At 41.8% G+C, this 14,484-nt stretch carries 11 protein-coding genes and 3 tRNA genes; 8 read left to right on the top strand and 6 right to left on the bottom strand.

Features of this window, described 5'->3' with window-relative positions; translation table 11 throughout:
- Positions 1–5 precede the first annotated feature (5 nt).
- From GQA99_RS04420 to rsgA, 6 genes are all read right to left on the bottom strand, one after another.
- Positions 6–197 (bottom strand): bacterioferritin-associated ferredoxin, encoded by a 192-nt coding sequence (locus GQA99_RS04420; RefSeq protein ID WP_160052643.1) that lies wholly within the window; start codon positions 195–197, stop codon positions 6–8.
- Between the two features lie 194 nt (positions 198–391).
- Positions 392–1,348 (bottom strand): D-2-hydroxyacid dehydrogenase, encoded by a 957-nt coding sequence (locus GQA99_RS04415; RefSeq protein ID WP_160052642.1) that lies wholly within the window; start codon positions 1,346–1,348, stop codon positions 392–394.
- Between the two features lie 24 nt (positions 1,349–1,372).
- Complete coding sequence (locus GQA99_RS04410; protein WP_160052641.1) at positions 1,373–2,107, bottom strand: glycerophosphodiester phosphodiesterase; 735 nt, start codon at positions 2,105–2,107, stop codon at positions 1,373–1,375.
- A 13-nt stretch (positions 2,108–2,120) separates the two neighbouring features.
- On the bottom strand, positions 2,121–5,327 hold the full coding sequence (locus tag GQA99_RS04405; protein ID WP_160052805.1) for a mechanosensitive ion channel domain-containing protein: 3,207 nt from the start codon (positions 5,325–5,327) through the stop codon (positions 2,121–2,123).
- A gap of 198 nt (positions 5,328–5,525) precedes the next feature.
- A complete protein-coding gene (asd, locus tag GQA99_RS04400; RefSeq protein ID WP_160052640.1) occupies positions 5,526–6,434 on the bottom strand; it encodes an archaetidylserine decarboxylase in 909 nt (302 codons plus the stop codon).
- Positions 6,435–6,489: 55 nt separating this feature from the next.
- On the bottom strand, positions 6,490–7,548 hold the full coding sequence (gene rsgA / locus GQA99_RS04395; RefSeq protein ID WP_160052639.1) for a small ribosomal subunit biogenesis GTPase RsgA: 1,059 nt from the start codon (positions 7,546–7,548) through the stop codon (positions 6,490–6,492).
- Positions 7,549–7,660: 112 nt separating this feature from the next.
- Between rsgA and orn the strand changes: the two genes are divergently transcribed.
- From orn to mutL, 8 genes are all read left to right on the top strand, one after another.
- Entirely contained in the window at positions 7,661–8,206 is a 546-nt protein-coding gene (gene orn / locus GQA99_RS04390) for an oligoribonuclease (protein WP_160052638.1), read from the top strand.
- A 155-nt stretch (positions 8,207–8,361) separates the two neighbouring features.
- Positions 8,362–8,437, top strand: a tRNA-Gly gene (locus GQA99_RS04385).
- 422 nt (positions 8,438–8,859) lie between these two features.
- Positions 8,860–8,935 (top strand) — tRNA-Gly (locus GQA99_RS04380).
- Positions 8,936–9,071: 136 nt separating this feature from the next.
- A tRNA-Gly gene (locus GQA99_RS04375) sits at positions 9,072–9,147 on the top strand.
- Positions 9,148–10,171: 1,024 nt separating this feature from the next.
- Positions 10,172–10,627 carry a hypothetical protein gene (locus GQA99_RS04370; protein WP_160052637.1) on the top strand — a complete coding sequence of 152 codons (456 nt, stop codon included), beginning with the start codon at positions 10,172–10,174 and terminating at the stop codon, positions 10,625–10,627.
- Between the two features lie 173 nt (positions 10,628–10,800).
- The gene (gene tsaE / locus GQA99_RS04365) at positions 10,801–11,259 is read left to right on the top strand and encodes a tRNA (adenosine(37)-N6)-threonylcarbamoyltransferase complex ATPase subunit type 1 TsaE (protein ID WP_160052636.1); all 459 of its coding nucleotides are present in this window, start codon (positions 10,801–10,803) and stop codon (positions 11,257–11,259) included.
- Between the two features lie 2 nt (positions 11,260–11,261).
- Complete coding sequence (locus tag GQA99_RS04360) at positions 11,262–12,602, top strand: N-acetylmuramoyl-L-alanine amidase (RefSeq protein ID WP_160052635.1); 1,341 nt, start codon at positions 11,262–11,264, stop codon at positions 12,600–12,602.
- Position 12,603: 1 nt separating this feature from the next.
- Positions 12,604–14,484 carry a DNA mismatch repair endonuclease MutL gene (gene mutL, locus GQA99_RS04355; protein ID WP_160052634.1) on the top strand — a complete coding sequence of 627 codons (1,881 nt, stop codon included), beginning with the start codon at positions 12,604–12,606 and terminating at the stop codon, positions 14,482–14,484.

Here is a 14,484-nt window from a genome sequence, read left to right as displayed (position 1 = left end):
AATGCTTATGCGACTTCATAAAAATTAGGTTCGTATTCAAGCTGTGTTTGAATAATTTGATTGGCCATACGCGCGCATTTGCCACATTGATCGGCAACGCCAAGACGTTTTTTTACATCAGCCAATGAACTGTCACCTAAGCTAACAGCGGCTTTGATTTGAGAATCAGTAATGGCATGACAAAGACAAACGTACATAAAGAAAGCCTCTTCGCTCAAAAGTTTCAATGCTAAAGAAAGTAATCTAATTCTAAATGAAAACAGTTATCATTGGCAATTACTTTTTAATCTTTATATTGATCATTTTTACGACGATTTGATCATACTCTCATTTTTAGCGACAAAATCCCGCGTTTAGCTACTGGCTAAGGCTCCTAGATCATACCCCGAGATCAATAACCTTGAACCGGATCGACCACATACTGTAATGGCTCAGACTGATGCCATAACGTATAGTTTTGACAAAAAATATCGACGACTTGATTTGGAAAACTTGGAGCAGAAATATGAGGCGTGATAGTGGCATTAGGCAAATGCCACAACGGATGATCTACTGCAAGAGGCTCTTGATCAAACACATCTAAAATCGCCTGGCGTTGAGGGCATTGGGTTAATTCGTACTGTAAAGCGCCAAGCTCAATCGCATTACCTCGACCAATATTAAATAACATTGCTGTTGGCTTAAGCAGTGCAAGGGTTGTGCTATTCAGTAAATGTGTTGTTTGTACAGTATTGGGCAATACACTGACAACCACATCTGCAGCAGGCAAATGCGTTGATATATTGTCGATGCTATCAAGTTGATTAAATGACTCAACAACGCTGCCACGCCTATTTAAGCCGGTTACCTTCATTCCAAAATGGCGCGCTGTACTGGCAATATGCTGGGCAATCGAACCCGTCCCCAAAATCAACATATTTAGCCCTTGTAGGCTGCTAAATGATTTGGCCTGCCACTGTTGCCGCGCTTGTTGCTGTTGATACAGTGCATGGTGGCGGTAATGACTGAGTAAATAACCAAAGACATACTCACTCATTAACGGCCCAAATACACCGCGAATATTGGTTAATGTATAGTCATGGTTTAGCTGTGGTGGCATTAATGCATCAACACCAGAGTATGTTGACTGTAACCATTTCAGTTGTGTACGGTTTGTCATCGCCTGGGTTGGTGGGGTTAAATAAGGTACGGCTAAATGGGGATCGGCTAGCCAAATGTCAGCGTGTTGAATACTTTGTTGCGGGTCGTCATTATCATCCAAAATCGTCAAATCTGGCAGCTGTTTACTGGCCAATAATTGACGGTAATGTTGATTATTATTTGTCAATAACAGCAGTTTATGGCTCATAACGTTATAGGTATCTTATGGAGGTTAATCAAACCACGTTAGCAGGGGCGCTGACACAGGTAAAGCGGCAGCAGCCATGGCTTTATCTGGATAATTACTGAAAATTCCGTCCACGCCTATCGCTTTGAGCGTATTAATATCTTCTGCATTATCGACGGTATATACATACACTTTTGCGCCGCGTTGATGGGCATCATCAACGATTGCTTGGTTAATAAACGCCACATCAAGGTGAAGAGAATAAGCGTGTAAATCGCTCACGACTTTAGCTAAGTCAGTGGGGATACCGCCTAATAATGGTGCGATAACCGCTTGAGGTAGTTGTTGTTTTATTTGGGCTAAATATAAATGATTAAACGACGATATCAGTAACTGTTGCGTGCTAAAACCTAGCTCGTCACGTACTTTTGGGTACATAGCCACAAAAGGCGCAACACAGCCTACACCTTTGAGTTCGATGTTTACCGTGCAATGCCCCTGCGCAATGGTATTGATACGTGCTAGCACATCCCACAAGCTTGGAATAGGTTGTCCGCCGACTGTCATTTGAGTTAAATCGGCTTGAGTACTGAGGTGGATGAGGCCATGTCCTGTCGATTTACCTTCTAAGCGACGATCATGAAAAACCACTAACTCACCTTCAACACAATGTACGTCTAACTCAATAGCCTTAGCGCCTAATTCAATCGCTTTATCCATAGCGGCTAACGTATTTTCTGGTGCGTAGCCACTGGCGCCGCGATGAGCAAAAACGAGCATAACCAATCCTTATTTAGCCTTTAACGAGCCCTGATGATAATTCTTTATTGTCGTGTTTTATGTGAACTTCCATTTGTGGGTAGGCAAGTTCAATATTATTCTCTTTTAACTTTTGGCTAATTTGTTTATGCAAACTATGACGAAGAGGCCAACGTACAGACATGTCTTTTGCGTATGAGCGCACTTCATAATCCTGGGTGTGCTGACCAAAACCTGCAAACCACACCTCAGGTTCTGGGGTCGAAAGCGATAATTCACATTCGCGTACTGCTTGATGCAGTAATGTTTCAACTTTTGCGGGATCAGCATCACGCGATACCGATACCGTCACAATGACTCGAGTAATAGGATCAGATAAAGACCAGTTAACTAATTGCTCTGTAATGAATGCTTTGTTGGGCACAATAATTTCTTTGCGATCCCAGTCGACAATCGTGGTGGCACGAATTTGAATTTTACTCACTGTGCCGGTGAGATCGCGAATGGTCACTGTGTCGCCAATGCGGATCGGTTTTTCAAATAAAATGATCAAACCAGAGATAAAGTTAGCAAAAATCTCTTGTAAACCAAAACCCAAACCTACCGACAACGCCGCCACTAACCATTGTAATTTTGACCATTCCATCCCGAGGGTAGAAAAGCCAAACAACATGCCGAAAAACACCACTAAGTAGCTGCTGACGGTGGTAATAGCAAAGCCAGTACCGGGTGATAAATCGAGTCGTTGTAATAGCGTTAGCTCAAGTAAGCCTGGAAGATTTCTTGCTATCACCGCAGAAAAACCCACTAAAATAATGCCAAATAAAATTGATTTTAAGGTAATGGGAACTTGTTGTTCAATGCCATTAACCGTGCTGCTGGTGGTCCACAAGGTGATGCCGTCTAAAAATGAAAATACCGCGGTGTGAGTTTGCGCTAAAATACCTAATAAACTGGCAAAAAAGGCCAAAATTAGAATGGATCTGACGAGTCCTAGTGATTGGCTGGCGATCGTTTCTAAATCGACGATGGGCTCTTCGTAAGTTTCAATCGGTTCGTTGTTTAGTTCGCCGCGTTCACGTTGTGCGAGTCGCTCCGCACGTTTGGCTTTAGCGCGGTCAAAAGCGATTAACCTACGTTCGATGAGCATCCAACGTTTTATAAGCTGATAAGTGAGTAAAAATCCGAGACCTAAAAGTACTGATATTTGCAACTGTAGCAACAGTTGGAACGCGGTAAAGTAATAACCAATACACGCCAAGATTGCACTAAACACGGGGGTCACAATGAGTATTGCCCATAACGCTTTTTGTACAACTTCAAGGTTATTTGCATTGGGTTTATTTTTGCGATATTGGCCAATTAATAACATCACATCTTTGTAGAGCATAAACAATACAATACAAAATACAATAAATGCGCCACGGCCCAGACTGTTACGCACAAGTGAAGTGTCGAGTGCTTCTGTAAACCCCATTAAGCCAATTAACGGCGCTGATATCATCACAAACGATGCCATCGTTTTTTGAGCTTGTTGGACAATTTTTTTCGGTCGTCTGAAATGGCTAATTAATATGCCTTTATCGACAGTCAGCAAGTAGAAAAAACGATAAATAAGGTAGCTTATTCCTATTGCTGTCACACCAGAACCGACGGCATAAGCCACATTGTGCTCAGAGCGCATAAATATGACTCCAGCAATAATGACTGGCAATGGTTTAATTAAGGCATAAACAAGGCTGATAATCAGGGTTTTGATGGTGTATTTAAATTTATCTTGAGTCACGTTACCGACAAACACCGAGTAACGAGCAATAGCCTGGTTAAACTTAGGCGTTAGCATGTCTTGTGCCATTAAACAGCACAACAATAAAATGCCCCACCAAGCCCAAAACTGGCTTTGATTTTCCCAAGCTTGTTTAATGGCATCTATCTGACTTGGTTGCACCAACCATACGCTGCTTTGGCTTAGGTCAATTAACCATAATCCACCAATACTTGGCGCATTGGGTACCCAAAAAAGATGTTCGTTAAGGGTATTTTTTAGGGTATTGTGCAGCTGGTTTAATTGTTCATATCCAATCCGTAATTTGGCAAACTCAGCGAGGTATTGGTCGTAACCTTGAAGAAGTTGTTCGATTAATATTTGCTGCGATTGCAACAGTTTAATCTGGGTCTCGTTGAATAAAACGCTGTTATCGAGTTGCTGGATATTTAACGCTTGTTGCTGCTCTAATTGATAACGATTCAGACGGGCATCGGCCAGTTCTGTTTGCAGTTTATCAAGGCTTGGTGGTTTGGGTAACGATTGCAGCATTTGCAAAAAACGATCACCAAAAGCGGAGTTGGTTTTCACCCATGTGATTTGCTCAAGCACATTCGATAATTGTGCATTTTGGGATTGGTAGCGTTTTTCAATGCGTTGTTGACGCTCAACCACCGAATTGTGGCTAGTGGTTAAACGTTGTAATTGCAGCGCATATTGCTGATTAGTTTTGCTTAACTCTTGCGATAATGGGTCGGCTAACTCTTGCTCATCAATTAAATTATTGGCAATGGTATCGGCTGTTTGTTGCTGACGATATTCAATATTGTGTTTATTAATTAATTCAATGAAGCTTTCTTGTTGGCTTAAAGACAAGCGATTAACTTGTTGTTGAAGTTGGGTTATTTCCAGTTGTTTTGGGTTGGCTAAACGCTCGGCTTGCAATGTGGCAATATGTTGGCTCAGTAACTCTGCTTGTAACTTATTGCGTTTGCCTAGTGGCGTGTCCGCTGGTGCTTGCTGGGTTTTATTATGTTGGGTTAACGCATTTTCGGCTTGAATAATTAAGTCGGGTAACTGAATTTGTCGCTGCGTAATTAATCGTAACTGCTGGTTTAAATATGACTCGGTTTCTTTTAATTCGGACAGGTGAAAGTATGCCATCGAAGCCTGTTGATTCAGGTCGATATCTGCGTCGAGTTTAAGAGGGATTTGGGCATCACGTAATTGCTGATTGAGTGATAGTTTGGTTTCGTTGTTTGAACGCTCAACGTTATTGTAAGTTTGTTGCTCAATTTGCAACTCGTTAATGCTGCTTTCGAGCTCAGCAATCTGTGTTTGAATATCAAGCGGTTTATTATCGGCTTGAGAATTTAAACCAAGACGTTTGTCCAGAGTGATAGGCGTGTTGGCATACACCGATACCGACATATTGATAATAATAAAACACAGTAAAAAAGACGCTAAACGTAACATAATACAAGGCTCAAATTGGAGTCTGGCAATGGTAACAAATTTACTCAATTATATTCTATTATTTTGCTGGGGCAGGAGCCGATAAAATGTGGCTTTTGTTTGAATTGATATGAAATAAAGTCATGTTTAACAAGCTGCTAAAAAAGAAAGCCGTATTTTAACAAAATACGGCTTTATGAGGCGGTCGCTCGGTAGGGCTTATTTAGCGTCTACTTGTTCTTCATCAGATTCAGCATCTGTTAATGCTTGAGTCAATTTCGCAAATGGTTGACCCATGCGAGTTGTCTCACCGGGTTCGACACCGTCGGCAAAGGTTTCAATTGCATCTTGTGCAAACAACATCACCACAGTACTGCCGAGTTTAAAGCGGCCCATTTCAGCGCCTTTTTCTAGGGTTAACGCTTCAGGGCCGGTAGTTGGGTAATCCCAACTAAAGACTTGTTTGCCACCTGGTGGAGTGACCGTGCCAGCCCATATGGTTTCAATGCTAGCAACAATAGTTGCACCAACCAGTACCATAGCCAGTGGACCTGATGCGGTTTCAAAGATAGCCACTACACGTTCGTTACGGGCAAATAATCCCGGTACATTCTGCGCGGTTAAAGGATTAACCGAAAACAGATCGCCTGGCACATAGGTCATTTTTGACAAGGTGCCAGTGATTGGCATATGAATACGGTGGTAGTCTTTTGGCGCTAAATAAATGGTCGCAAAGTCGCCGCCATCAAAACGTGCTGCATCTGCCTTAATGCCGCCAAGCAATGCTTCTGAGGTATAACTGTGACCTTTTGCTTGAAATATATTGCCAGCTTCAATTGGCCCGCACTGGCTTACTGCACCATCAACTGGATGAGCCATAATATGCGCATCTTGATTAATTGGGCGAAGCTCTGGCTTTAAAGCTCGAGTAAAAAAGTCATTAAAGGTTTTATAGGCTTCTGGCTCGGGTTGCTTGGCTTCTGACATATCAATTTTATACTGTTTGATAAACCATTTAATAGCCGCAGTAGTGATAGCCCCAGCTTCTGCTGCGGCAAACTTGCCCACTAAACGAGACAGAAAATGTTTTGGCAGCATGTATTGCAAAGCAATTTTTAATGAGTCCAATGTGTTTCCCTTTTTATTTTCTTGTTGATTCATATTCGTCATCTTCGATTATATCTTATTCATCAATGGCACGAAAATGTCGCGCATGACGTTGTTCATCTAAGCTGGCAATAATACGGTGATAATTGTTAAATCTGTCCTGGGTAATGTGGCCAGCCTCAACTGCATCACGCAGTGCACAACCGGGATCGTCTCCGTGTTTACAGTCACGGAATTTACAGGTGCCCAAAAAGTCTCTAAATTCAACGAAACACCAGCCAACACGAGTGGCGTCTAGATGCCACAGTGCAAATTCACGCACGCCGGGAGAGTCAATTAAGTCGCCACCGCTTTTAAAGTGCAGTAGCTTGGCTGTAGTGGTGGTGTGTTGACCTAAACCTGAGTTGTCTGACACATCACCAATTAATAACTCTGCTTCAGGCATTAACGCATTAATCAGTGATGATTTACCGACCCCAGACTGGCCCGCAAATACACTGACTTTTTCATTAAGCAGCGCTTTTATGTCTTCAACGCCTTCACCTGTATGGCTACTGACTCTGTAAACCGGATAACCAATGGCTTCATAACGGGCCAGTGCTTGCTCTATTTCATCACGGTTATCGTCATTTAATAAATCGATTTTATTTAAAATAATGATCGGCGGAATATCAGTGTCTTCACTGGCAACAAGGTAGCGATCGATAATCTGTGTAGTAAAACTTGGCAACACTGATGACACGATCAAGATTTGATCGATGTTAGCAGCGATAATTTTAACGCCGTCATATAAGTCTGGTCGAGTAAGTGATGATTTACGCGGGTGGACAGCTTCAACAATACCGCCGATACTTGCACTGGCTTGTACATCGGTGGCGAGTCGTACAATGACATTATCACCTGTGACTAAGCTTGTTACCGCCCGGCGAATGTTACAGCGAGAGACTTTGCCGTCACTTGTTTCAATGTCGGCATGCTGGCCAAAACGCGAAATCACTACGCCCGATTGTTCAGGGCCTAATAAATTGTCTTGTAATTCAGACGCATCGTTATCATCGCTTCGTTTTAATCGCTTAGTCTGATTCGCACGCATGCGGCGTAATTGACCTTGGCTTAGGGGTTTCTTTTTACTCACAGGCTTATCTTCATTAAATAGGTGTTTTTTTGTGTCTCAAAAAAACAGTATGATACACACTCTTTTATAAAAAAGCCTGAATTTAGGCAATACATAACATAAGGCGACATAAATGGCTGCTGATGCGAATAACCTGATTTGGGTTGATTTAGAAATGACGGGTTTAGAACCTGATGTCGATAGAGTCATTGAAATTGCTACCCTAGTGACTGATCAAGAACTCAATATCATTGCCCAAGGCCCTGTATTGGCAATTTATCAAACTGATGCAGTGCTAGCAGGTATGGACGATTGGAATCAAAAGCACCATGGCGAATCGGGTTTAATCGACCGTGTTCGTGCCAGTCAATGTTCCGAACAAGATGCTATCAATCAAACAATTGAGTTTTTAGCTCAATATGTGCCCAAAGGTGCTTCGCCGATGTGCGGTAACAGCATTGGCCAAGATCGCCGCTTTTTAAATAAATACATGTTAGAGCTCGAAGAGTACTTTCATTATCGCAATATCGATGTGAGCACCATTAAAGAGTTAGTGCGTCGCTGGAAGCCTGAAACCATGAATGGCTTTAGTAAGAAAAATACTCACCAAGCACTCGAAGATATTAAAGAGTCGATTGCAGAATTGCAGTTTTATCGCAAAGAAGTATTTAAAATTTAACCAATCGAACAAATATTTTAAAAAAGGGGGTTGCAGCATAGTAAAATTTACCTATAATGCGGCCTCAACTTTCTACAGAGCACCAAACTCTGAATCATAGAAAGTCGAAATGAAATTTGAAAATTTGAAAATTTGAAAATTTGAAAATTTGAAATGCGACATTAGCTCAGTTGGTAGAGCGATACCTTGCCAAGGTATAGGTCATCGGTTCGAACCCGATATGTCGCTCCAAATTTCAGATGATGCGAGCTAGGCTCAGTTGGTAAAGCGATACTTTGCCAAGCTAACAGAGATAACAGCGTCATCGGTTCGAACCTCTCTTTATTAAAAAGAAAGTTCGCTCCCAATTTCAAGTAATTTGAAATGCGACATTAGCTCTGTTGGCATAGGTTGAAAGACGATACCTTGTTGATTGTTACAAGTGAAGCAAATAGTACGCGACATTAGCTCAGTTGGCACAGGTTGAAAGACGATACCTTGTTGATTGTTACAAGTGAAGCAAATAGTACGCGACATTAGCTCAGTTGGCACAGGTTGAAAGACGATACCTTGTTGATTGTTTCAAATGAAGCAAACAGTACGCGACATTAGCTCAGTTGGCATAGGTTGAAAGACGATACCTTGTTGATTGTTACAAATGAAGCAAATAGTACGCGACATTAGCTCAGTTGGTAGAGCGATACCTTGCCAAGGTATAGGTCATCGGTTCGAACCCGATATGTCGCTCCAAATTACAGACGACGTTAGATTGACTCAGTTGGTAGAGCTATACTTTGCCAAGCTAACAGAGATAATAGCGTCATCGGTTCGAACCTCTCTTTATTTAAAAGACTGTTCGCTCCAAATTACAAATGCTTTTTGATTTGCGACATTAGCTCAGTTGGTAGAGCGATACCTTGCCAAGGTATAGGTCATCGGTTCGAACCCGATATGTCGCTCCAAATCAATCTTCTTTTTAAAGCCCTCCCTGTTAACAATTCCTAGCTAAACTCCACACGCTAAATCTGTATTGATTTTTGGTTTGCGACATTAGCTCAGCTGCGTTAATTATAAGAGTCGATACCCATCTTTTTTGCCAAGCTAGAAGTGATAACAGCGTCATCGGTTCGAACCGCTCTTTGTTAAAAAGAAAGGTCGCTCCAAATCAATCTTCTTTTTTTCAATCTCTCCCGGTTAACAATTCTTAGCCAAGACTCTACGCGCTAAATCTGTATTGATTTTTGGTTTGCGACATTAGCTCAGTTGCGCTAATTATAAGAGTCGATCCCCATCTTTTTTGCCAAGCTAGAAGTGATAACAGCGTCATTGGTTCGAACGGCTCTTTGTTAAAAAGAAAGGTCGCTCCAAATCAATCTTCTTTTTTCAAGCCCCTTCCTGTTAACAATTCCTAGCTAAACTCCACGCGCTAAATCTGTATTGATTTTTGGTTTGCGACATTAGCTCAGCTGCGTTAATTATAAGAGTCGATCCCCATCTTTTTTGCCAAGCTAGAAGTGATAACAGCGTCATCGGTTCGAACCGCTCTTTGTTAAAAAGAAAGGTCGCTCCAAATCAATCTTCTCGTTTCAAACTCATTCCTTCAAATTCCTCAGTGCCAAATGTTATCAGTTTAGTTATCTTTTCGTGTCGCTTAAATTAACTCCAAATTCTTATCATCAATTAACCTAAATGTTACATATTTTGTGAAGATACTGAGGTTGTTTAGTGTTTAAAACTTGAATAATATCGGTATTTTTTTAAGCATTGAGTGTAGTTTCACTGTTATTTTCAGGTTTGGATGTTAAAAAATCTGAGAAGAATTCAACAAAACACGTGATCTATCGCTCACTTCTTCATGAATCTCTAAATTAGAAGCCTTTGGAGAATGAAAAACATGACATTGCTCAAGTAATTTACTGTCGAGATATTTGATAATCAATCCAAGATAAATTTTTAAGCTGTTAGGGCTCAAACGAGGTAAGTGCTATGCGTATTCAACAACTGAGTGAGCTACTTGATTATGTCGCTAAATGTCATCTTGACATGGAAAAATTGTATAAGCGCTTAGATCGTAATGCTGATTCATCTCGCGTTAAGATGATGTTGACTTATTTTCAACAACATCAACGTCATATCTACGAAACACTAGAAAGTTACATCGAAGATGCGCCATCAAGAATTTTAAATACCTGGTACAAAGACATTACTTTTGAAGACTTCAGTAAACGTTGTGCTGAAGCATCTCTACCAGCCAATATGCATGAAGATCAAGTGCTTGAACTACACCTGGATTTAGAAAATCGTTTGATCGCATTACTCGAAAAAACAGCCATTAGTAGCCCAACAGATGAAATTAAAAGTGCATTAATGGATTTAGTTCGCGTCGCACAAACGCAGCAAAAACGCCTTGTTCATAGCACAATTCGTATGGATGACATTTAATCGACCTATTGATATTTTGAAATAACTTCCTGAAGTGTGAATTCGCCAGCTATCCCCAGTAGCTGGTTTTTTTTATTAACAAAAAATAACCGCCATAACAGTGGGAGTTAACCCATAACTTCTGGTATATTTAGCATTCTTGTAACTCTTTTTTACGGAAGCTGACTTTACACATGACATCCCTGTTTAAAACCCTTGAAAATGAACAAGCTACTGTTGCGCTAGGGCAACAAATAGCGCAGTGGATTGTGCCACCATTAACGATTTACCTTACCGGTGATTTAGGGGCAGGCAAAACGACGTTTAGCCGAGGGATTATTCAAAGCTTAGGTCATCAAGGTGCGGTAAAAAGTCCAACCTACACCTTGGTTGAGCCTTACGAGTTTGCAAATATGGATGTATTCCATTTCGACTTGTATCGCTTGAGCGATCCTGAAGAGTTGGAGTTTATGGGTATTCGAGATTACTTTACTGAAAAAAGTGTGTGTTTAGTGGAATGGCCAGATAATGGTCACGGCTTGTTACCTAAGGCTGACATCCATTTGCATTTGCGTTATAAAGAATCTCAAAGAGAAATCGAATTACAAGCCTTATCCCCTGCAGGGCAGGCCATTTTAAATAAAATAAAATAATAATGAATTTAAAACATACGTTTTTTACCTGCGCAGTAACCATGCTATTGCTTTTGTCGCCTAATACGAGCTGGGCTGCAAATCAACTTGATAGCGTGCGTATTTGGGCTGCGCCTGAATCAACTCGAGTGGTATTTGATTTAACCCAGGCGCCAAGATATGACAGTTTTAGTTTAACGGGCCCCCATCGTTTAGTGGTAGATATTCAAGATGCCGGCTCAAAAATCAATTTAGATAAAATTGCTAACAACAGTAGTATTATTAAAAAGATACGTTTTAGTACGCCACCTAAAAAGGGCATGTTGCGCTTAGTGATGGATTTAACCAAACCGGTTAAATCCAGCTTGTTTACCCTTCCTCCTACCGCACCTTATGGCAATCGCTTAGTGGTTGATTTAGAAGATGCTGCCGGTGGTTCATCAAATGTACAACAATCTGTGAGTCGCTCAGCAAATCAGTCTTCGCGAAATATTATCGTGGCGATTGATGCTGGTCATGGTGGTGAAGACCCAGGGTCTATCGGTCCCTCTGGCATGCATGAAAAACGGGTTGTGCTTGAAATCGCTAAACGTTTGGCTCGCAAAGTTGACTCGACTCCGGGTATGCGTGCTGTTATGACGCGTAGCGGTGATTATTTTGTGAATTTAAACAAGCGCTCAGAGCTTGCGCGCAATAGTAAAGCAGACCTATTAATTTCAATTCATGCTGATGCCTTTACCTCTCCTCAACCTCGTGGCGCGTCAGTGTGGGTGTTATCTATGCGCCGAGCAAACAGCGAAATCGGTCGATGGTTAGAGCAAAAAGAAAAACACTCCGAGTTATTGGGCGGAGCGGGTGAAATTATTCAAAATTCTGACAGCGAGCAGTATCTTGCAATGACGTTACTGGATATGTCGATGAACAGCTCAATGGCCATTAGTCATTCTGTTGCTGGCGATATTTTACGAGACCTAGATTCAATTACGCATTTGCATAAGAGAAAGCCTGAATCAGCAAGTTTTGCAGTGCTTAAGTCGCCAGATATTCCGTCAATTTTGGTCGAAACAGGCTTTATTTCTAACCCTGGTGAAGAACGCTTATTGTCTAACGGCAATCATCAAGAGAAGCTTGCTAATGCCATTTATAAAGGTGTGTTGCGTTACTTTGAGAATAATCCTCCTGCTGACACTTTAATGGCAAAAACGACCAACTCGTCTAATACCAAGCACAATGTACAACGCGGTGAGTCATTATCGATTATTGCGCAGCGTTATAGGGTGTCAGTGAGCAGCCTTAAACAAGCCAATAATTTAAAATCTGATGTGGTGCGCATTGGCCAAACACTTGTAATACCAAGGGCTTAACATGGCTATTCAACTACTCCCACCACAATTAGCTAACCAAATAGCTGCTGGCGAAGTAGTTGAACGGCCTGCGTCTGTGGTTAAAGAGCTGGTTGAGAATAGTCTAGATGCCGGAGCGACCCGAGTTGATATTGATATCGACAAAGGCGGTAGTAAGCTCATCCGTATCCGTGACAACGGCGCAGGTATTGCCAAGGACGAATTGGCCTTGGCATTGTCTAGACATGCGACCTCTAAAGTGCATACTTTGGACGACCTTGAAGCCATTCTTAGTTTTGGATTTCGTGGTGAAGCATTAGCCAGTATTAGTTCGGTATCGCGATTAACATTAACGTCAAAAACCGCTGAGCAAACCGAAGCCTGGCAGGCCTATGCAGAAGGTTCGCAAATGGATGTCAAAGTCACGCCGGCTGCGCATCCACAAGGGTCGACGATTGAAGTGGTCGATTTGTTCTTTAACACGCCCGCAAGACGTCGATTTTTAAAAAGCGATAAAACCGAATTTACTCATATTGATGAGTGGTTAAAGCGCATAGCAATCGCGCGCAGCGATATCCATTTTGCACTCACGCACAATGGAAAATTAGTGCGTCAATACCGTCCGGCAAACACCGACATTCAAAGCCAGCAACGTCTTGCTCAAATCTGTGGTCGTGCATTTGCCGAGCAAGCTCTAAGTATTGCATGTGAGCACGATGGATTATCGTTAAGTGGTTACCTACAATCACCTCACGATAGCGTGATCACCGACACCAGCTTTTTCTACGTCAATGGCAGATTAGTCAGAGACCGTTTGGTTAACCATGCCGTAAAACAAGCATTTGCTGAGCACGGTATAGAGCATCAACCAGGCTATGTGCTGATGTTAGCGCTTGACCCGCATCAAGTGGATGTTAATGTGCACCCCGCTAAACATGAGGTGCGCTTTCATCAATCTCGCTATGTACATGATTTTATTTTACAAGCGTTACAGTCGGCATTATTGCAAATGCCGCCATCAGTGTTAACAGAGGCGTTCATTGAGCCGGAAAAACATGACTCTGTTCAGAATGTGGCAAAGTATGAACCTCAAACCTCATCGACACTAGATGAAGCCATTTTTACAGGGGCAAAGGCGGATTTATTCACTCCCCCTGCAACTGAAAGGACAATAAATAGTACTAGCCCATTTGGAACGATGCATGTCCCGGGTAAAAACAGTGCGTCTTTTGGGAGTTCTTCAGCTGCAGTTAAGCCAAGTTATGATAAAAAGCCTACAGCTATCGCCGCAAATGGAGTGACTAAAACAGCCATAGCCAATTATGCTCAATTATTGCAAACCCCTGCAGCTAAACAAGAACAACACATAAGCGAAGTGAGTTTGCAAACCAGCATGCCGCCTTTATTATCGGGTGCACACTGGGTTATTTGCCAAGACGATGCCTTGTCATTATTGCCGTTTAAAGTGGTACTGTTAGCGGTGAGAAAAGCTGAAATTATAGCCAAGTTAGTCAATGGTTTAGTGTCACAACCCTTACTCATGCCTGTTGCCATAGCCGTTGACCCGGATTGGAGCGAAATATTATCAACCCGTGATCAATTACTGCGTCAAATGGGTATTGAACTAAGTATTCGCTATCAGCAGTTGATTATTAAAAAAGTGCCCCCATATTTGAGGGAGAGCCAATTAGCAATTGTTATCCCTGAGTTTTTACAATGGATAGCGCTAGAACTACCTAATGAAAGTGCAATAGCGGACTGGTTAGCTAAACAAAGCCTAGTGCAATTTGAATCTGCACAAAATGTTTGGCAGAGTTTTTGTTTGTTAGACGATACAATTAAGCAAACAGTTTATGCCCAGGCTACTGATTTACCTTGGCAAACGTGGATGAAAGATAATTAA

Origin of the sequence: Shewanella litoralis (assembly GCF_009828585.1) — a bacterium.
Classification (GTDB): domain Bacteria; phylum Pseudomonadota; class Gammaproteobacteria; order Enterobacterales; family Shewanellaceae; genus Shewanella; species Shewanella litoralis.
This window is presented reverse-complemented; position numbering and strand designations above follow the sequence as displayed.